Annotated in this window: 14 protein-coding genes; 8 read left to right on the top strand and 6 right to left on the bottom strand. The window is 50.1% G+C overall.

Annotated elements, in window-relative coordinates; genetic code table 11:
- Positions 1–28: 28 nt before the first annotated feature.
- A complete protein-coding gene (locus tag BLS69_RS25335; protein ID WP_091037809.1) occupies positions 29–1,327 on the bottom strand; it encodes an aminotransferase class I/II-fold pyridoxal phosphate-dependent enzyme in 1,299 nt (432 codons plus the stop codon).
- Between the two features lie 178 nt (positions 1,328–1,505).
- A complete protein-coding gene (locus tag BLS69_RS25330) occupies positions 1,506–2,123 on the bottom strand; it encodes a pyridoxamine 5'-phosphate oxidase family protein (protein ID WP_091037808.1) in 618 nt (205 codons plus the stop codon).
- Positions 2,124–2,277: 154 nt separating this feature from the next.
- Here BLS69_RS25330 and BLS69_RS25325 point away from each other — a divergent pair, with 154 nt between their 5' ends.
- The gene (locus BLS69_RS25325) at positions 2,278–3,738 is read left to right on the top strand and encodes a MocR-like pyridoxine biosynthesis transcription factor PdxR (protein ID WP_371129099.1); all 1,461 of its coding nucleotides are present in this window, start codon (positions 2,278–2,280) and stop codon (positions 3,736–3,738) included.
- A 178-nt stretch (positions 3,739–3,916) separates the two neighbouring features.
- Positions 3,917–4,702 carry a helix-turn-helix domain-containing protein gene (locus tag BLS69_RS25320; RefSeq protein WP_091037805.1) on the top strand — a complete coding sequence of 262 codons (786 nt, stop codon included), beginning with the start codon at positions 3,917–3,919 and terminating at the stop codon, positions 4,700–4,702.
- A 347-nt stretch (positions 4,703–5,049) separates the two neighbouring features.
- On the opposite strand, the gene asd is transcribed toward BLS69_RS25320, so the two are convergent.
- Entirely contained in the window at positions 5,050–5,841 is a 792-nt protein-coding gene (gene asd / locus BLS69_RS25315; protein WP_047841263.1) for an archaetidylserine decarboxylase, read from the bottom strand.
- 85 nt (positions 5,842–5,926) lie between these two features.
- Positions 5,927–7,057, bottom strand: a complete 1,131-nt coding sequence (locus tag BLS69_RS25310; protein WP_091037803.1) for a YheC/YheD family endospore coat-associated protein — start codon at positions 7,055–7,057, stop codon at positions 5,927–5,929.
- Between the two features lie 515 nt (positions 7,058–7,572).
- Between BLS69_RS25310 and BLS69_RS25300 the strand changes: the two genes are divergently transcribed.
- Entirely contained in the window at positions 7,573–12,786 is a 5,214-nt protein-coding gene (locus BLS69_RS25300) for a WIAG-tail domain (protein WP_091037799.1), read from the top strand.
- Positions 12,787–12,958: 172 nt separating this feature from the next.
- Here the strand turns inward: BLS69_RS25300 and BLS69_RS25295 are convergent, their stop codons facing one another.
- The gene (locus BLS69_RS25295; protein WP_091037797.1) at positions 12,959–14,524 is read right to left on the bottom strand and encodes a M4 family metallopeptidase; all 1,566 of its coding nucleotides are present in this window, start codon (positions 14,522–14,524) and stop codon (positions 12,959–12,961) included.
- 45 nt (positions 14,525–14,569) lie between these two features.
- The gene (locus BLS69_RS31975) at positions 14,570–14,887 is read right to left on the bottom strand and encodes a hypothetical protein (RefSeq protein WP_143023630.1); all 318 of its coding nucleotides are present in this window, start codon (positions 14,885–14,887) and stop codon (positions 14,570–14,572) included.
- A 405-nt stretch (positions 14,888–15,292) separates the two neighbouring features.
- Between BLS69_RS31975 and BLS69_RS25290 the strand changes: the two genes are divergently transcribed.
- The 5 genes from BLS69_RS25290 to BLS69_RS25270 all read left to right on the top strand — a co-directional run bounded on the left by BLS69_RS25290 (position 15,293) and on the right by BLS69_RS25270 (position 20,451).
- A complete protein-coding gene (locus BLS69_RS25290) occupies positions 15,293–16,249 on the top strand; it encodes a glycosyltransferase family 2 protein (RefSeq protein ID WP_091037795.1) in 957 nt (318 codons plus the stop codon).
- Between the two features lie 41 nt (positions 16,250–16,290).
- On the top strand, positions 16,291–17,403 hold the full coding sequence (locus tag BLS69_RS25285) for a glycosyltransferase family 2 protein (RefSeq protein ID WP_176873017.1): 1,113 nt from the start codon (positions 16,291–16,293) through the stop codon (positions 17,401–17,403).
- A complete protein-coding gene (locus BLS69_RS25280; protein ID WP_091037791.1) occupies positions 17,403–18,176 on the top strand; it encodes a glycosyltransferase family 2 protein in 774 nt (257 codons plus the stop codon). The genes BLS69_RS25285 and BLS69_RS25280 overlap by 1 nt, the downstream gene beginning before the upstream one ends.
- Positions 18,173–18,904: a sugar phosphate nucleotidyltransferase gene (locus tag BLS69_RS25275; protein WP_036605812.1), complete on the top strand. Its 732-nt coding sequence runs from the start codon at positions 18,173–18,175 to the stop codon at positions 18,902–18,904. Before BLS69_RS25280 ends, BLS69_RS25275 begins: the two co-directional genes overlap by 4 nt.
- Before the next feature lie 707 nt (positions 18,905–19,611).
- Entirely contained in the window at positions 19,612–20,451 is an 840-nt protein-coding gene (locus BLS69_RS25270; RefSeq protein WP_256332429.1) for a GT-D fold domain-containing protein, read from the top strand.
- Positions 20,452–20,457: the final 6 nt, after the last annotated feature.

Below are 20,457 nucleotides of genomic sequence, written 5' to 3'. Positions count from 1 at the left end.
TATCATTCAGGGTACAGGTCTGTGTTAACTAAGTCGTCCGCAGATCCTGAACTCCACGATAGATGGTTTCATACAGATCTTCCAATCCGGATTCTTCAATACAGGAGAAGGCGATTCGCAGATCCGATTCACCCAGCGCGATTGTACCCACACCATATTTGTGCAGCAAATGGCTTCGAAGTTCTTCAGCGCCAACTTCTTTTAGCTTCAGGCACATGAAGTAACCGGAGTTGAACGGATAATAGTCCCATGCATCTCCATACTTGCCGCTATCGAGAATGGCTTTTACCTTATTGGCGCGGCCTTTCATAATCTCGAACTTCTCCTGTTTCTGTGCTTCAAACTCCGGTGCTTTGAGCGCATCCAGTACAAAAGTCTGGGAAGGATGCGGGCCACTGGAGATCGTTGCCCGGATAATACCGAGTGTTTTTTGTTCCAATGCGTGCAGAACGGCTGCATCTTCATGGGCATACGTAATGAATCCAACGCGGAAGCCCCATACGAACTCCTCCTTGGTTGCACCATCCACTTTTACAGTCAACACACGTGGATGAATGTTGGCAAGTTTGCCAAACAGGGATTCATGAATGGAATCTTCGAAGAACAGTCCGAAGTAGGCATCATCTGTTACAGCAACCACGTTAACGCCGGCTTCAGCTGCCTGACGAATCGTGTTCACAATTGCATCTGCTTCTTCGGCTCCAGGCGTATAACCTGTAGGGTTATTCGGGAAGTTGAGCAGCACGATCGCTTTACCTTTGTCCTTTTGATCAAGCAAAGCCTGAAGCAGACCATCACTGTTGAAGTTCAACTGATCATCGAACAGGGGATAATGAACCAACTGGCCATGACGACGAATTCCGAAGGTCAGCTCGTAATTTTCCCAGTTTTTATCTGGATATATGACAGCGTCCCCTTCATCGGCGAACAGGTCGGCTACGATACTTAGTCCATGGGTTAATGCATTGGTTACAATTGGATTGCCAAACGTTTTGCCTTTCAGGGAAGGCGTTTCCTTCAGCATCTTGTCTCTCCAGACGGTCCGCAATTCAGGTTTGCCTGCAGGTGGAGCGTAAGGATACAGATCCTTTGGCTGGAATGCAGACAGCTTCTCCTGAATAACCTGAAGATGCATCGGCACACCACCCTCCAGGGCGATACCAATCGTGGCATTATGGGTCTTGGCCAAGCTTGCTGCTTCAGCAGATTGACTCAAGATCCCCTCTTTAGGAAAATAAATTTCTTTGCCAAGCTGTGACAGCATGGAGTAGACGTGACTGCTGCCTGTCTGAATACTTTCGTTCAACTGTTCAGCCAGTGGATTCATTCTTTTCATCCTTCCAAGTCTTTGTGATTCAACTGCCTAACATTATATCACCTTGACATGCCCCCGTCACGGAAATTACGCAATATGACAGTTATATCGCTTTACCGCGTTGTTGCAGAAGGTTTTTGGGTGGGTTATCGTTGAATTCAACCTTGGAGTAATCCTCAAGAAATGAAACTTATTGCTGATGAAAAGGACAGTATTTCCGCATCATTTCAGCAGTTTCAGTATCTCTTCCTTCATTGCGCTGTTCTAACTGACCACTGATATGATCAAATCGTTCACTGGAGAGGTTTTGTCCAAATTTAAATTTGGCACTAATCCGTTCAGGAATAATTCGGACTACGGCTACAGCTTTGAGGTTTCCTGTGTAACGCGAGTCAGTAGCGTCAATGGGTACATATCCGCCTTGCGGCTGGAGTTTCTCCATAAATCGTTGCAGTACCTTACCTTTGATGTCCAGATCTTTAACCGGTTCAGCCTCACCGAAGGCCATGACACTTTTGAAGAAAGAAGTCGCCGGACAAGCAAGCTCAGGATCACTGAAGTAGGATGGAATCAGGGAGAACTCTTCAGCTACTGTGAAACTGACCGACGAATCCTGCTTGATCTGTTTCATCTTCTCACCAGCCAGACTGCCGTGGAAATAAAAGCAACCGTCCATATATACGAAATTCAGCGGTGTAACCCGTGGTTGTCCGTCCGGACTGACCGTTCCCAGAAACCCGAAGGAGCACTGATCCAGAAATGCGGTAATCTCCTGTTCTTCATCTACTGTGAATTCTTTCCGTCTCATGTGTATTCCCCCATCATTGAAATGTATAATAGAACGCCATATCTTATGGATAACAATAGTTCATACATTGACAATGAAATAGATCCAATTTACATTCACTTTAGTAGGCCAATTCGTCAGGGATCACATAATGAAGAAAAATGAAGAGAGGTGCATGATGGAATTGTGGCTGCCCATGGATACCTATGAACTTCAGCATCGATACAAGTATGAGGCACTGTACCATGCGTTACGTGATGCCATTCATGCAGGCACATTGGTAGGAGGCACGCGGCTTCCTTCCACCCGTGAGTTGGCAAGGCAATATGAGATGTCACGTGGTTCGGTAGCTCAGGTATACGACATGCTGCTTGCAGATGGTTATGTCCATGCACATCGGGGAAGAGGTACATTTGTAACCGAAACATTATCCACTCAGGAAAATAAAAAACAGGAAGCCGTTCTCAAGTTGTCTGCCTGGGGCGAACGAGTACAGCGGTTGAATACGCAACATGAAGTCCTGCGGACTCAGATGTATTCAACGAAGCCGTCCGTCATTAATTTTCAAATGCAGCGCATGCCTGCAGAACATTTCCCGTTAGGGGAGTGGAAGAGTGCACTCGCTGCGGTTCATCGCAGTGGTTGGCGAGAATCGAGCGGTGTAGCCGGTGATCCGGAGCTGCGTGAGGCCATCGCCTCCCATCTCAGATGGACACGTGGTATCCAGGCTGAACCCTCTCAGATTGTATTGTTCAGTGGTTCAATGCAAGGCATCACCCTGCTATCTCAATTGCTGATAACGGAGAATACAGCAGTTGTATTAGAGAATCCGGGGTATCCGGGTATCGCCCATGCCGTCAAGTCCTGTGGTGGGCATATCATCCCGGCAGAGGTGGATGCTGCAGGCATTATTCCTCAGCCTTGGGAGGCACAGACGTTATTTGTCACCCCTACCCGGCAGTTTCCAACAGGGGCCGTGCTGGGGTTGGACAGAAGACGTGCCTTGCTTGCGTGGGCCTCAAAGCGTAATGCGGTCATTATTGAAGATGATTATGACAGTGAATTCCGATGGGGCGGAAGACCAATTGAACCCCTCAAAGTGCTTGATCGTGAACAGCGCGTCATCTACGTTGGTTCATTCTCACAAACGATGGTTGTTTCGTTCCGACTTGGCTATGCCGTACTGCCACCTGGTCTGGTAGAACCTCTCCTTGCCGCCAAGGCGTTGTATGAACCGGTACCTCCCGCACTGCTGGAGCAGCGCGCACTGGCGAAGTTTATGACCCGAGGAGGTTACCTGAGGCACTTACGACGGTTAACCCGGTTATACGGGGAACGGCATGATTTTTTTGTGCGAGAGATGGAACTACAGTTGCCTGAAGCATTCACGATGCAACTTGGTGATGCAGGACTGCATATCTATGCTACCTGGAATGGCGATGTGGACAGTTATCAGCGATTTAAAAAGCTTGCCGAGGAGGATGGCATATTGTTCCGTGATGCAGAGCGATATCGGCTGACTTCAGGTCATCCGGCGGCCTGTTTTGCTTTTGCACATCTGGAGAAAGAAGAGATGACAGAGGGAATCCGGCGAATGCGGCTAGCCTGGGAGAAGTGCACATTTTCGTTTCGGTGAATTCCGCTGTATAATGGGATAAGACATTTCGCTCCTGTAGGAGCAGAGATCATATATGAGCAAGTTGTATTGAACCATGCAAGATGCTGAAATACATATGGCCTTGATTGAAGAAGTGAGATTCAGATCAGCATGATGCCATATGCAGAGAGATTAACTATCAAGGGGGAGTGGCGACATGCTGCAGGCATCGCCGTCATCATTTGTTATTTTGCCCGCTGTCGCCAAAATTGTCTGTGAACCGGGCTGGAAGTGGCAGAAACGGGAAAAACCGATGCAAAACTATGATTTATTTTATGTATGGAGTGGTGAAGGAACGCTTGTACTGAATGACCAGTCGTATGAAGTTGGCAAGGGTAGTTGTTTTCTGTTCAGGCCAGGAGATCATCCTACTGCAACACATAATAAGCAAAAACCGTTGGTACTTACGTATATTCACTTTGATGTGGACGTGCCTGTTGATGATGTTCCCCAGTCCTATCGCGAGGTACAGGAAACGGTGGAGTTTGAGCATTTGCTGGCACGTTATGTAAGACTGTTCTTATCGGATGTGTACGGACGTGATGAAGAGAGCCGATTGATTCTGAAGCAATTGATGATTCATTTGCTGCGCGCCGATACGGAAGAACCTGTGGAGAAAAAGGTAAGCAATCAGTTGTCTGATGTCATCCAGGAGGTCGCCAATTATGTGCGTCAGCATCCGGGGATTACGCATCGGGTGGAAGATCTGGCTGCGCGGGCTGGCTTATCGCCCCGATACTTCTCGATCAAGTTCAAGGAACTGGTGGGATCATCGGTGCAATCTTATATTATCCGCATGCGTATTGAACGGGCGGAACATCTGCTGGTGCATACCGGCATGAATGTGACCGAAGTGGCGGATGCTCTGGGTTACCGGGATATTTTCTTCTTCAGTCGTCAGTTCAAGCAATATACCGGCAAAAGCCCGTCCGAGATTCGTTAAAATTCTGATGAGAAAAACAAGAAACCGTTTCAAGTCTGGAACGCAAGGGTAATTATCTAGCATTCCAGATGACCAAAAGGGGGAACTTGTGATGAACGGAAAACGTCGGGTCCGCAACCGGGGATGCTCTACGAAGGGATGCAATATTTTCCGGAACCGTCTGCGTCGCTTCAAACCGGCAGAGGACTTGCAAGATGTGTGGTTTTGAGGAGAACTCAGCAGACCAATAACGACGGAGCGAAGCTTCGTATTGCATGTATACATGGATGAATATGAAAGCATAAAGAGGATGGCGCAATACCTGGTTACAGGTGCTGCGCCATCCTCTTTATTTGCGTATGGACTCATTAGTTCTTCGGTTTCAAACGACCAAGCAATGCGCCCATTTTGACCGAATCGCCTGGCTGTAAGCCCGGGTTTGGTTCGAATGTGCCGCTCTGCGTCAGCAGAACAACGGTGGAACCGAATTCAAAATAGGCCAGATCATCGCCCTGTGCCCAGGTACTTGTGTCCGTATCAGCATACTGTATGCTACTCACGTTCATCGCACCTACTTTGACAACCGCCACTTCACCGTAATCGTGTGCGATATACGTAATGAGTCGTTCATTTCGACTAAGCACGGATCTCATATGGGTCAGGCCAAAGTCATTCACGGGATAAACTTTGCCCTTGATGTGTTCGCTCTCTATTTTGCGGCCGCTGACAGGTGCATGAATGCGGTGATAGTCGCGAGGGCTGAGATAGAGGACGAACCCGTACCCGTGCTTGTACTTCTCCAGATGGGGAGAATGGTTTAATAATTCAGCAAGTGTATAATTTTGTCCCTTAACATTCAGGAGTGTCCCTGCAGATATTGGACCGGCTGCCGTAATCTTGGCATCTACCGGGCTGATCAGTGCATGCTCTGAAAGTTCCAACGGGCGCATGCCCGGCTTTAATTTGCGGGTAAAGAAATCGTTCAGTGAACGGTATTCCTTCCAGTCTTTCTCGGCCTCCTGAACAGGGATGTCGTAGGTCCGGACAAAATAAGGGATAAATGCCTTACTTCCCCGGCTTTTGGAAAAGGCTCCCACAGTCCGGGAGATCCATTTGCGCGAAGAAAGCTCGGTCATTAATCGCAACAGCGTTTTTGCCATGAATATCCCCCTTAGGGTTAATGCGAACTTCAAGGCCGGCAAGACCGGCCGTTCTGCATAATATTGACACAGAATGCACACGAAATCAATATAGTCTCCTATCGTATGTCTGCGGTTGTCTCGGTATCATCGAATTTTGTTCCAGCAGCAGACGCCCATAAGCCATCGGTTTGCTGTACGTTGTCTTCCAGTGTTCCGACATTCCCGCCTTGCGAAATCCGTAACGCTGATCCCGTCCATTGCATTCAATAAAATAGATCTGACCGCTGCGCGTTATCCCGAGATCAAGGCCCAGATCAGCCAGATGTGGCAGACTGGCCGCCAGGTTCTGGGCAATTCGAAGTGCAACGAGTCCGATTCTGTATTCCAGTCGAGCCAGGTCGAAGCCAGATTCTCCTAATCCAAGGGCCTCTGCGAGCTTCATGACTTTACCGCCCTGGGCGATATTGCTGACAAATGTATGGGCAGGAGCCGCTTTGGCAAACATGCCTGTTATTCCCCAAAGACCGTCGCTGCCACGTTGTACAGATACCCGCAAATCTACCGGCCTGCCCTCATAACGTACCAGTGGGATACGCTCTTCAATGAGGTAGGCATGGCGAAAGATCCGCCTTAGGGTGGCGGAAGGAAGCTGTCCTTTGCTCAACCGGAAGGTAGCCCACCCTTTGCGTGCAGCCTTCGTCTCACAGGTTAGTTTCCACTGTCCATCTCGCTCAAAGACTCGCATAATACCATGACCGATGCTGCCGCTGCATGGTTTGATGACGAGGTCATCATATTGTTCCATCATATAGGCCAGAGACTCTGGCGTAGCTTTAACTGCATGGGGTAGGTGTTCTCGCAAGGCGAGGTCCTGATGAAGCATGTCATGAATGTGATCTTTACGATACCGGTTGCGAACGTTGAATACCTGGATACCCTGCAACATGAGCTTGGTAATCTGATGCTGTTCCGTCCGGCGAAGCTGGAGTGATCGGTTATGAATGACGGAGGGCAGTGGCATGCGCTCACGAACATATCTGCCTTCTTTTTTAACATAGGCAAGACATGTTTTTTGATCCGAATCGATATCTTCCAGCCTCAAAAAGCAGGGGGTTAATCCATAACTGGCCGCTGCCTGTTCATAATTCGCGAGTGATTCCTGACCGGTCCTTCCGGCCGGTATCCCCCGGTACATGCGTGAATCGAACATAATGCCGATCGTTTCTTGGAGCATGACCGTTCCTCCTTCGATGTTATCGCGACCATGGATCGTCCATTCATGGAATGCCGGCCTGTCACCGCATGGCTCAGACATCGCGATAACGCAGACCGGTGTATAAGATGCATCGCCAAGCACTAGTGCTTGCTCAGGGCGTGTCTAAGACTCCGAAGGAAGCAGGTTTTGCCGAATTTTCGTTCCAAGCAAGGAAGTTTTCTGCAGGCATGCCGGGGCACGTTAAGGGAAAGTGACGCAGCAGGGGGCGAAAAGACGGTGAAAGATGCACTTCAGCGAGTTTTCAGACACGACCTAGACATAATATCCTATGACATGACTGGGACGGGGGCGTGGACAGCCGCCTTTCCTCTGCAGCCCTGACACGCCTATTTCCACGGAGATCATCGAACGTTCCTGTCTTGACGCCTGTACATTCGTGCTCTGGAATCCGCAAAAGTCATAAATGAAGTGGCAGATGCCCATATGGAAGCATATGATGCCGGAGACGAACGTTAGAGGAAGGAGCAAGCTGCATGAGTAAAAATGGCAAAAAGAAGGTCCCGACGCCGAAACTGCGGCATGTGAGCCCGAAATTTAAGGAATTGGAACTGACTGATCGCCGGGCAGATAAGATGAACTCAGGTTTCACTGTGAATAGGGAAGAACGCTTGAATACGAATAAAAGGGATTCGAGAGCTGTTCAGGAGTCGGAAGAATTCCTATTCGAATCAACGGAGCTACCTGCTTCAACAAACGAGCTGGAAGAGCTAGAGATCGAAGCCAAAATCAAGTCGGAACCCGTAGAGTCTGATCGCAAGGAAGTTGAGACACAAGATAGCTCGGAAAAGCAGATTCAGGTTAGCAGCGTGGCTCCGGTTGCTCTGGAAGAAGAGCAGGACATCAACAAGCAGGAGATAACAAGCAAGGATCGGCTGCAAATCTTGAACCAAAACCAGATGCCGGGTCATACCGGACACTACATCTACACGGACGACTTGAGTGAATTTGCTGTTACGGAGAGCAAGTTGGCTCCTTTCTCTGTGGATGCTTCCAAGCTGAAACCGGATGCGGTCGGCAGTGAAGCATTGCAGGATTATGCGGTGACCAGCATTCACATTGCAGACGGGGCCATTGTTTCGGCGAAACTAGCGGAAGCGTCTGTATCTGAGGAGCACCTGATTGACGGCTCTGTGTCTGGTAATAAAATACGAAATGCTTCTATTGCCGGTGAGAAAATCAGAGATGGCAGTATTACTTCTCAGAAGCTTGGCAACCAGGTCATCGATTCGGCCAAAATTGCCGACGGTTCCATCAGCACAAGACATCTCAGCCGCATGCTGGTAACGGAAGAATTAATCAAGAATCATGCCGTAACTGGAGACAAGATCGCGATTAGCGGCGTGGATACAAGGCATCTCACGGGAGGAGCTGTGAATACCTCCAAACTGGCTGACGATGCAGTGACTACATCCAAAATTCGGGAAGCTGCTGTCACAGGCAGCAAAATCGAAGAACACTCCATCGAGTCTCACCATATTCAGGCAGGTGCTGTTAAACAGACACATCTGGCAGAAGGGTCTGTCGGTCGTTCACAACTATTAAATGGCAGTATTGGAAGTGACCAGATAGAGGATGGATCCATACAAACAAGACATTTAGCTGAGGGTTCATTAACTGGAAGACATCTACTGGACGGTTCAATCGGATCAAGTCAGATTCGTGCTCATTCCGTTGGCAAGGAGCAGATTGGCAATGGAGAAGTGGGCAATGAGCATTTGACGGAAGGTGCAGTAACCAGCAGCAAACTGGCAGACCAGTCTGTGGGAACAGCAAAATTGCTGGAGCAGTCTATTACGGCATCCAAGATCTCTGATCAGAGCGTCATTTCTTCCAAAATTGCGGATGAAGCCGTACAAGGTAAACATCTTGCCAAGGGGTCCATTCGTGCGGAACACATTGCGAATCGGGGAATCACACCGGTACATGTGGACAATTCCGCAATTCACTCCATTCACATTGCAAGTGGAAGCATCGAGGCAACTCATCTATCTGCCGGAAGTGTGTCTGGAGATGCTCTCGCAGACGACGTGGTGTGTGAGCGGCATCTTGCAGAGTCGGCCGTGGGTACGTATGAATTGCAGGATGCTGCCGTTACAGACGTTAAACTCGCGGATGGAAGTGTGACAACAGAAAAGCTTGGAACGGCATCGGTAAGTAGCAGAGCGCTTGCCCCGGGAAGTGTTATATCCTCGCATCTTGCGAGTGGTGGAGTCACAGGTACACATCTGGCTCCAGGCAGCGTGGGTTCCGAGGCCCTGAGACCTTATGCAGTGAAATCAGAACATCTGACAGAACATGCCGTAGGTGTACCTCATCTCCAGCCGGGCAGTGTTGAAACGGATGCGATTGCACGGGCCGCGGTCACAACTGACAAATTGGCTCTTGATAGTGTAACTTCAGCCCAGCTGGCTGGCGGGTCCATTTTTCCGCCTCATCTAACAGATCATGCGGTTACTTCCCCCAAGCTCTCACCAGAAAGTGTTGCCACAGATAAACTGGCGGATTTTGCTGTCACGTCGGCTAAACTGGCAGACGGTAGCGTGACTTCTTCCAAGATTATGGCAGAGAGTATTAACGCCAAACATATTCCAGCAGGAACCATTCGTGGGTATCACCTGAAGCAGCATTCCGTTTCACTGGAACATTTGTCGGAAGAGATACGCTCACCGGAATTATTTGCTAATGGCAGTATTACCGGCAACAAACTTCGGCATGGCTCCATAAGTGCGGACCATTTGACAGCAGACTCGGTATCCGGAACAGAACTGCAACAGGCTGCTGTAGGTAGCGAGCACTTGCAGCCATCCGCTGTACAATCCGTCCATCTGGCTGAAGGCAGCGTGAAATCTGATCATTTGGGGACTCAAGTAGTGAGCTCACAGCATCTGAAGCCAGACATCATTCATGAGGAGCATATTGCTGAACAGGTGGTCACATCGCATCACTTGGCACCCGGATCTGTCGAAACAGACCATCTGGCACCTTTATCCATTACAGCAGCTCACCTTCAGCCAGGTTTGATCAGTGGTTTGCATCTTCAGGCAGAGTCGACAAGTGCTGTTCACCTGCAGCAAGGAGCTGTGCATTCCCGTCATATTCAAGATGGTGAGATTCTTCCTCATCATATCCATGAACGCAGCATCGGAACATCTCATCTGGAAGAAGAAGCGGTAAGTACGATTATTTTGCAGGATGAATCTGTAACACGCTCCAAACTAGCAACGGGTAGTGTGGATGGCAGCAAATTAGCCGCAGGAAGCGTATCGGCTAATCACATTGCCAATGAAAGTGTGCAAACCCGTCATATCCAAGAAGGAGCAATCCTTGCTGATCATATTCAAGAGTGCAGTATTGGCTCAGTTCATCTGGATGAGGAGTCTGTAAGTGCGATTCATTTGCAAAATGGATCTGTAACAAGTGCCAAACTGGCGGATGGCAGTATAAACGGCAGCAAATTGCTTGAAGGAACCGTATCGGGTGCTCATATTGCGTCCGAAAGTGTGCAAACCGGGCATATTCAGGCAGGGGCCATTCATGCTGACCATATTCAGGAGCGGAGCATCGGCACAACCCATCTGGAGGAGGAAGCAGTAAGTGCGATTCACCTGCAAAATGGGTCTGTCATCAGTGCCAAACTGGCCGACGGCAGTGTAACCGGCAGTAAGTTGATCGAAGATGCGGTGTCAGGAATCCATATCGCCTCTGAAAGTGTGCAATCCCGCCATATCCAGGCAGGAGTAATCCTTGCTGACCATATTCAGGAGCACAGTATTGGCATGCTTCACTTGGAACAGGAAGCAGTAACTGCCATTCATCTGCAAAATGGATCTGTAACAAGTACCAAGTTGGCCGACGGCAGTGTAACCGGCAGCAAGTTGCTTGAAGGAGCAGTATCAGAGATCCACATTGCAGACGATAGTGTACAATCCAGTAAGATTCAGGCAGGAGCCATTCATGCTGACCATATTCAGGAGCGGAGCATCGGCACAACCCATCTGGAGGAGGAAGCAGTAAGTGCGATTCACCTGCAAAATGGATCTGTAACGAGTGCCAAACTGGCGGATGGTAGTATAACTGGCAGCAAGTTACTCGAAGGTACGGTATCCGGGATTCATATCGCATCGGAAAGTGTGCAATCCGGGCATATTCAGGCAGGAGCCATTCAAGCTGATCATATTCAGGAGCGAAGCATCGGCACAGCCCATCTGGAAGAGGAAGCAGTAAGTGCGGTTCATCTGCAAAATGGGTCCGTCACAAGTGCCAAATTGGCTGATGGTAGCATTAGCGGCAGCAAATTGCTCGAAGATGCTGTATTGGGGAGCCATATCGCATCGGAAAGTGTGCAAACTCGCCATATCCAGGCAGGAGCGATCCTTGCTGATCATATTCAGGAGCATAGCATTGGTACGTCCCATCTGGAGGAGGAAGCAATAAGTGAGATTCATCTGCAAGATGGGTCCGTAACGAGTGCCAAACTGGCGGATGGCAGTGTGAGCAGCGACAAACTGCTTGAAGATGCGGTGTCGGATATCCATATTGCCAATGGAAGTGTGCAATCCCGTCATATCCAAGAGAAAGCCATACATGCTGACCATATTCAAGAGCGAAGCATTGGGATCTCCCACCTCAAAGCGGAATCGGTAAGTGCGATTCACCTGCACAATGGTTCCATAACAAGTGCCAAAATGGCTGACGGCAGTGTAAACGGTAATAAATTGCTTGAAGGTGCGGTATCGGCTGTCCACATAGCAGACAAAAGTGTGCAAACTCGTCATATTCAGGATGGAACCATACATGCTGATCATATTCAAGAACGCAGTATTCGCACAACTCATCTGGAAGAGGAAGCAGTAAGCGGGGTTCATCTGCAAAATGGGTCTGTCACAAGTGCCAAATTGGCCGATGGCAGCGTGAACGGCAGCAAACTGAGTGAGCAGAGTATTACCTCTAATCACTTGAATGCGGGGATTGTAGGTCCAGCGCATTTGAGCGAAGAGATATGGAATGCGATTCGTCAGTTCAGTGGAGAAACGCTGGAGCAACTGGCAGCTATCAAAAGACAAGAGGGATTGCTTCAACCAGAAAATGAAGGTGTACAGCAATCACAGCAGGTAATCGTCGAGGCATTACCGAGTGCTGGTCTGGAGCAACAACAAGAGCTGATATCCCAAACAGATCAGCTTGGCGAACCACCGGCAGCTTTGTTCACGACAGAGCAGACAGATCAGGCGGATCAGGCAGATCAGGCTCAGCAACCACAGCTTGAACGGTCACAGGAGATCGCTGAAATTACGGAGCTTATGTTAAGTAAACAATCGATTACACAGGAGCATCTGTGTGATGATGCCGTGGGCAGCAGCCAGTTGCAATCGGGGGCAGTTCAGGCCAACCATCTGGCCTTCCAGCCCGTTCGCAGCGTAAGTAAACAACCGGTTGTGCAACAATTCGGAATGGAAGCTTTTGTACTGCCAGAGAGTGAAGTAAGCACAGAGGTAACGGTTGTTTTTGAAGAATCATTTGCTTCAGAACATTATGTGATTGTGGGCATGAGCAATGATCGGGGATTCCAAATCTCCCTGCTCTCGCAGAGTGAGGACGAAGCGGTACTTGAGGTGTCACGTACGGCAGATTGCAAGCATACGTACGGGTTGTTGTCATGGATTGCTGCGGGACCTTCGCAAGAATAGTGCCGGTTGTTGTATCTGTAATACAAAAATGACAAAAGCGGTGTCCAGAGTTGTCCGGGACACCGCTTTTGGTTGATATAAGCTTAATCCGTTCGGACGGTGAGGGGTGTCTGAACGTTTTGTTACCATTAGGATGAGTACATTATAAGTTCAACCACAATAAAATAAGATTTTACAGGCCTACAGCTTGATACGCTTTGGTAATGGCAGTAGCTTCAGCAGAATTCGCTCCGTACAGATCTTTGGCTGCTTGGATGGTAGCTGTTTTGGCAGCGGCAAATTTGGACGTTGGTGTCAGGTAGTTCACCAGTGTGCTGTAGAAAATTTGAATCGCTTTATCCCGGCCGATTCCGGTAACAGTCACACCATTATGTGTTCCGCCTTGAGCAGCAAGGTAATAGGCTTTGTTGATGATACCGCTGTTGATATGAACACCGCCGTTGTCCTGTGTGCCTGTGTAGCGATCGCTGTATTTGTCAGGTTGACCATACAATGTAGGGTTGGAGAGGGAGCGCAGCGCATCTCCTGGAATGTTAGGTGTGTAGATATCATCACCGAGCAGCCAGTTTTTGTTTTGGATCGTATTACCGAAAATATCGGCAAAGGCTTCGTTGAGTGCACCTGGTTCATTGCGATATTCCAGATTGGCTGTATATTCAATAACACCATGTGTCAATTCATGGCCCACAACATCCAGATCACCAGACAGGGATCGGAACGTCGTTCCATCTCCGTCACCAAAGACAATCTGTGCCCCGTTCCAGAAGGCGTTATTGTAATTGGAGCCGTAGTGCACGGTTGATCTGATCAACAATCCGTTACCATTAATACCGTTACGGTTGAATTTGTTTTTGTAGAAATCATACGTAGCAGCCGCATGAGCGTGAGCATCTACACCTGCACGATCGGTCCATACATTATCCGAATCTGTGAGCAAGCTACCAGGCAGTGAGGAGCCATTGTTCGCCGTGTACGTTTGGATGCCATTGCCGCGAGTGGTGTCTTTCAGTTGGAAGGTGCTGCCGGATTGGGTGGTTGTCAGGGTTTTGGTATCTCCAAGCACACCTGTACCTGTTCCGGTGGCGAAGTTAATGAGGTCAAACTGGGATACGATACTGCCATCCACTGCGTTAATGAAATATTTGGTCCGTAGAGGGGCTGGTTCCAGTACGTTTACTTCCGTAATGTAAACCAGATACGTCTGACCATCTTCTTCATGATGATAGATGTTCAATTCAGCTTGAGGTGTGATTTCCGCGGCACCAAGCTCTCCAATCCGGGAGGTTGCTTCTTCGGTTGCAATACGGATCGCGTCTTCTCCGCTGATCTCGGCTACACCATCATTCGGAATGGCCTGTTCTTCAATCGGTGGAAGATCGCCAAGTGCGGAGCTCACGGCTCCGGTTTTGTCCAGGTGGACCGTCTGTTCTGCACCATAAACCGGGATACCTTTAATATACTGTTTCAGGCGGAAGTGTCTTACACCAGATGTATCTGTGTTTCTTTTGACAATTTTGAGCTGGGATTTCACATCGGAATTCAGGAATTGTTCCTGCTGTCCAAGATAATTAAAGATGGTGTCATCTGTTCCACTGTTCAATGGAATACCCTCCTCAGAGGCATAAGGGGCCTGAAGTGGAATGGATTGATCAGACACTGGAGCTGCAGTAGCAGAGGATACGGAAGCGAGCAAAAGAGCTCCTCCAAGAATTGTTGGCATAACTTTAGCGAATTTCATAGTAAACTCTCCCATTCTTAAACTTATTTTTTGGTTGGAAAATGTTCATGCCAGTCTCGGTTGGAATTCCGTCTGCAACTTGGGCAGCGCGGAGCGTGGGGCTGAACCTGAAGCGTGGAATGAGACAAGAAACGATTGGAACAAAATTGGCTTGGCCTTAGCTCGGGAAGTGTTAAGCACGACACCAAACGAAAAGGATAACCGTTTATTCAGTTCAGCCCGAAGGTTTAATCGTCTATTGTGTTCCTCTTTCAGAAAGCCGGGGGTTGTCCAATTGCGCAGGTAGAAGATACGTTCACGGAAAACTGGGGTGTTCAATCCGGGTTTGCGTAAATGACAAAGGCAGTGTGTTCTGAACGGCATCACTCCTCTCAAGAGTAAAATGTATCTGCTTACAGGTTCTGCGAATGAGGTCATAATCTAATCAACCTAAGGTCAATAAATTGATTTAAAAAATATATGGGAACTTATGTTCACCACAAGGTTATTTTTGTAAATAAAACTGCTTGGAACGTATATTATCACAATGTAAAACTTTGGAAAAGATACAAATTTAGATTTTTGCTAAAATTGTGTCTGAAGTAGGGGAGAGGTAGCGTTTTTCACATATTTTGACGTATTTTGTCTAAAAGCAAGGCCTGTACCCTCGTGATCACAGAGAGAACCTGCTTAGTGCAAGGACAAACGCCGTTTCCACTGCTCCACGAATACATAGAATAACGTGTACTCCCTTGGCATGCCGATGATCGAATGCGGGAGGTGAAACTGTTGCGCAAAACCCGTACCACAGCACGTTATGCAACCCGATCCAATGTGACACGAAGAAAAACAGTGCTGAAGAAACGAAGATGGAAGTCTGGACACAAAAAGGGTACAAAGGCCTATACGTTCGTTATTCCATCCAAACAGCTGATGTCACAGGCTGAGGATAGAGTAGAGAATGGAGCGGAAAATGGCATGAGTGATGCTCCTTCACACAGGGATGTTTCTCAGCGACCGATACTCTCGGTCATTATCCCTGCTATGAATGAGGAGAAAAAGATTGGTGCAGTTGTACGTGAAGCGCTGCGGATATGCCGTGATGCTGAAGTGCTTGTCGTTGTGAATGGTTCAACAGATGGTACGGCTAAAGCAGCCAAACGGGCTGGAGCACGAGTGCTCACGTATGCAGAAGCGCTGGGGCATGATGGAGGACGAAAAGTAGGCGCAGCGGAGGCGCGCGGTCAGGTATTGTTATTTACTGATGCCGATATCGCAATTCCCGCAGAGCACCTCGCACCTTACGTGAAGGCTGTGCTGAAGGGAACGGATGTGGCGCTTAACGACTACCATGGGCCGGTCACTCATCATCCCGTTCATCCGGTAGTGGAGGCCAAACACATGTTGAACAGCATACTCGCAAGATCCGATCTCCGGGGGGCATCTATGACAGCTATTCCACATGCAATAAGCCGAAAAGGACTTGAGGTCATAGGGATATCCTCACTGGAAGTTCCGCCACTCGCACAAGCCAAGGCAGTGATCGGCGGACTTCGGGTACGCGCTGTTCATCACGTACCTGTGGGTAGAATGAATGCAGTACGAATCAAAAAGCGAAGCGGAGCTGATCCGCTAAGTCAAGTGGTACTCAATGATCATATGGCAGCGATTAAGTGGATTACGGATACGCTCGGTCCTCGCGGAGGTTATACCGATCTGAAACGTGTTCGCAACTTGGCGAGGTAAGCATGTCGCATCGGATGATGCAGCATGCTGGAGGTGAGGAAATGAAGGGACGTTCAGGGGTTGTCCGCCGCAGGCGGACAGCAAATAGACAAACGACAGCAGGAAGAACAGTAATGAACAAGCGTCTTAGGAACAAGAAACATGTAGATATTCAAAAAACAAGAAGAAGCCGAGTAAAGTCTGGCCAAGTAGATCTGCACTTGATGTGGAAAGTGGGGCAAGTTGCAGGAAGCGAGGCAAAGGCAAACAACACAGTATCAGAAAAACACGCACGTCTCGTGTGGAATGCACACGCGGCGAACGTTGGGGAGCTAAACAACTTCGAGCTAGCTCTGAAGGCAGGTAAGGCATTTATGCAGGGTTATACTCAGGCCTCGGGACATTCATTCCAGATCGTGCCGCTACCTCTTCGTCATTCGGCTGCTGCCGTTGTCTGTGCCTGTAATGAGGAACACACACTGGGGCAGGTGTTATTGCAACTAAAGCGGTTGCCTCTGACGGATATTATTGTGGTACTGAATGGAACGACAGATGACAGTTTGAAGCAGGTACTAAGGCAGCCGGGACTTACAGTAATCTATGAACCGGATCGGGCAGGACATGATGTGGGCCGGGCACTTGGAGCCAAGATGACGGATGCGGAGACGGTACTTTTTGTGGATGGAGATATGGTCGTCTCGGCTGAACAACTTGCACCCTTTCTGTTCGCGGTTGATCAGGGACAGGATGTGGCGTTGAATAATCTGACGTCTTTGCTTCCTGCGTTTGCCGGGCAGGATGAGGTGAGCCGGATCAAAGCATATCTGAACCGAACATTAGGCAGGGCAGATCTTGGTTCCAATTCCATGACAGCCGTGCCTCATGCATTATCTCGTCGTATGATTCAGACCGTGAAGCCAGCATCACTGGCCGTTCCACCTAAGGCACAAAGTCTAGCTATTCAGCATGGAATGAACGTCTCGGCACCAAGTCAGGTGGATGTTATTCGTTCCAATCGGTTGCGTCCTGGTAACACGGGAAGTGGGAATGATGTCGCCAAATTGATCATCGGAGATCATCTGGAGGCACTGGCTACATTGCTGGGTACAGGTTGGAATCCAGCCCAGGCACATACACTCTCCCGCGTAGAAGTGGCTTACAGGAGGAACGCCTAATGACACTGACGAGTATGATTATCCCAACTTACAATGGTCTGGATCTGATCAGGCCCTGCATCGATGCCATACGTCAATACTCGGGCGATCCTGCGTCATATGAAATTATCGTGGTAGATAACGGTTCGACGGATGGAACGGCTGAATATTGTGCGCTGGAGCGAATTCGATTTGTAAGGTTCCCGGACAATCGGGGGTTTCCGGCAGCGTGTAACGCTGGACTTCGTGCAGCTTGCGGGGATGAGCTGTTGCTGTTGAACAATGATGTTACGGTCACGCCCCGTTGGTTGGAGAACCTGCGAACGGCTCTGTACAGTGACGCAAGTATTGGGATCACGGGTCCTGTTACGAATTATGCAAGCGGCATCCAGCAGATTGAACTGCAGTTTCGGGATATGGAACATTTTCAGGAGTTGGCCAATTCCAATAATATTGCGGATTCTTCAAGGTGGAGGGAAGTACGCCGGATCGTTGGTCTGTGCATGCTGATGAAACGAGATGTCGTGGAATCGGTTGGACTGCTTGACGAGGCATATTCTCCGGGACACTATGAGGATGACGATTATTGTTATAGAGCAAGATTGCAGGGATATCGCCTGCTGGTATGTGGAGATGTTCTCGTGCATCATCAGGGAAGTGCCAGCTTCCAGAAGACAGATCCGGTAGCGTGGAAACAGCTGCTTGAGCGTAATCGTTCGATTTTTATGAACAAATGGCATGTCGATCCGCTTGAATATATGGACATATCCGATGAAGGAGGGAACGTGGAATGAAAGGTGTAATTCTTGCCGGCGGAACAGGAACTAGACTGTATCCGCTGACCCGGCTCATTAACAAACATCTGCTTCCAGTCGGTAAACATCCGATGATTATGTATGGCATCGACAGGCTCCGCCAGGCAGGCATTGATGAACTATTGATTGTGATCAACAAACATTCCGCCGGCTTATACACAGAGTATCTTGGTGGCGGAGCGGATCATGGGGTGAAGTTGACTTATCGCATTCAGGAAAAGGCAGGCGGGATTGCAGAAGCATTGGACCTGGCAACTTCCTTTATTCTTCCTGGCGAAAAATTTGTAGTGCTTCTCGGTGATAATCTCTTCAGCGATGATCTGAAGCCTTATGTGGACCGTTACATGCAGCAGCCTGCTGGTACAGCGCGAGTTCTGCTCAAAGAGGTGGATGATGCACGACGTTACGGGGTGCCTGTTTTTGATCCAAAGCATCCAGAGCGAATCTCGTACATTGAGGAGAAGCCAAGCCAGCCGAAAACCTCTTATTGTGTGACGGGCATATACATGTATGACGATCATGTATTTAACCTGATTCGCAACATTGCGCCGTCTGCGCGCGGAGAACTTGAAATTACGGATGTGAATAATCACTACGCATCTGCTGGAGGGCTTGAATACGACATTTTGCAGAAATACTGGAGTGATGCAGGTACATTTGAATCCCTTCAGGAAGCAGCTGTCCGTATGAAAGGACAATTGCCCTAAAATATATGCGACTGATGCTGCCGCTGTGCGGTGCCCCATGGGAGCAGAACACTCTGCGCCGGAGCTGGAAGGATGCTCCGGCGCTTTGCGCAGCGACAATCCTCGTGCATGCCAAAGGAGGGAATGGCGTGAGAGTAGTGACACGCAACGGGGCTGCTAGGGCCACCGTGTCAGGTAAACCCCGGGGCATCCACCCGGCCGTATTTATGGGCAGTGGCACTCCGGCAGCAGCAGATACAGGGTCTGCTGGAGTCAGAGGTGTGAAGTCAGGGAAACGTAGTACCCTGACCAAAGCGGGTACATCTGCCGGCGCATCGCATAAGGTCCGTGCAAGGAAAGCGAGCAGCACAGGCAGTGTTGTTGGCAGAGCAGGCAAAGCTGGCTCTGCGAGCGCGAGCAAAGCGGCAAAAGCCAGCCGCACCGGCAAAGGCAAAGCCGGTCTGCGCCAGGCCACTGCTGGGCGCAGGCCTGCATCAGCGCGGGGCCGGCGTGCCGCTGCCCGCGCCAAGCAGCGCACGGCGATGCGCCGTGCGCCCATGCCAGCACCGCAAGCCAGCACGCCACAGGCGATGCCTGCCAGCGGTGCTGGCCCCGCCCCGCGCCAGGCGACACACCCGAAGGGTGTCGCCCCCGCAGGGCGGGGAGGCGCTGCCGGCGCGAATGCGGGCAGCGCGAAGGGTTTGCCGCCTCCGCCCGCGGAGCACGCAGTGCAGGCGGAGGCCGTGCCCGGCGGCTACGCCGAGGGCTACCGCGACGGCGTATTCGCCGGCGGGGAGGCGCTGGTGGCGCAGCACATCCCGCCGGATCACATTCTGCCTGCCGTGGCGGCGGCAGATCTGATCGCGGCGGGATTCCGCCAATACGCGCCCAGCCTGACCCGGCTGTCCAGCCCGCATGAGATGGCTGGACACATCACGGCGGCGCTGGATGCGCAGCGCCCCTTGTCTGTCGTTCGCCTCGGAGATGGCGAACTGCTCACGCTGGCAGCCGATACGGTGCTGCCAGGCCAGGAAGTGCAGGAGCTGGCACCGTTTCTGCCCTATGCAGGGGTGCCATGCTCAACCCCCGACATCCGCGCGATGCTTGCGGAAGCCATACAGGCCGCCGACTGGGTTGGCGTGCCGATCTCGCGGGCGCCGACATTCCAGGGGCTGTTATTCCCGGTATTGCGCCACTTCGGGATCGACTGGTCCCGGCTGAAATTGACCAGTTCCACGATCAATTACAGTCTGCATCAGTCCGGCCTGGTGTTGCCCTTGCTGCAAGGACGGCGGGTTCTGCTCATAGGCAGCCAGGCACCAGAGCTTGCGGCACTGCTGCATAACCGAGGGATTCATGTCACAGGCATCATTGGTTCTGTAGCAGGAGTTATGGATATACCGAGGGTGATGCAACAAACCGCAGAACATGCTTTTGATATCGCGTTGGTGGCGGCGGGAATTCCGGCGGTCATTCTGTGTCGGCGAATTGCAGGTGAACTCGGCAAGGTCGCTCTGGATTTTGGACATTTGGCCGACAAACTGGTAACAGGAGAGCTTCAACTCTAGTGGACC

It is taken from the genome of Paenibacillus sp. CF095 (genome assembly GCF_900101225.1).
Taxonomy (GTDB): Bacteria; Bacillota; Bacilli; order Paenibacillales; family Paenibacillaceae; genus Paenibacillus.
Note: the sequence above shows the minus strand (reverse complement) of the source record. Positions and strands in the feature narration are given on the sequence as shown.

Coding starts and splice junctions, on each gene's coding strand:
- BLS69_RS25335 (WP_091037809.1), bottom strand. CDS start 1,327: ATGAATCCACTGGCTGAACAGTTGAACGAAAGTATTCAGACAGGCAGC.
- BLS69_RS25330 (WP_091037808.1), bottom strand. CDS start 2,123: ATGAGACGGAAAGAATTCACAGTAGATGAAGAACAGGAGATTACCGCA.
- BLS69_RS25325 (WP_371129099.1), top strand. CDS start 2,278: ATGATGGAATTGTGGCTGCCCATGGATACCTATGAACTTCAGCATCGA.
- BLS69_RS25320 (WP_091037805.1), top strand. CDS start 3,917: ATGCTGCAGGCATCGCCGTCATCATTTGTTATTTTGCCCGCTGTCGCC.
- asd (WP_047841263.1), bottom strand. CDS start 5,841: ATGGCAAAAACGCTGTTGCGATTAATGACCGAGCTTTCTTCGCGCAAA.
- BLS69_RS25310 (WP_091037803.1), bottom strand. CDS start 7,057: ATGCTCCAAGAAACGATCGGCATTATGTTCGATTCACGCATGTACCGG.
- BLS69_RS25300 (WP_091037799.1), top strand. CDS start 7,573: ATGAGTAAAAATGGCAAAAAGAAGGTCCCGACGCCGAAACTGCGGCAT.
- BLS69_RS25295 (WP_091037797.1), bottom strand. CDS start 14,524: ATGAAATTCGCTAAAGTTATGCCAACAATTCTTGGAGGAGCTCTTTTG.
- BLS69_RS31975 (WP_143023630.1), bottom strand. CDS start 14,887: ATGCCGTTCAGAACACACTGCCTTTGTCATTTACGCAAACCCGGATTG.
- BLS69_RS25285 (WP_176873017.1), top strand. CDS start 16,291: ATGAAGGGACGTTCAGGGGTTGTCCGCCGCAGGCGGACAGCAAATAGA.
- BLS69_RS25280 (WP_091037791.1), top strand. CDS start 17,403: ATGACACTGACGAGTATGATTATCCCAACTTACAATGGTCTGGATCTG.
- BLS69_RS25275 (WP_036605812.1), top strand. CDS start 18,173: ATGAAAGGTGTAATTCTTGCCGGCGGAACAGGAACTAGACTGTATCCG.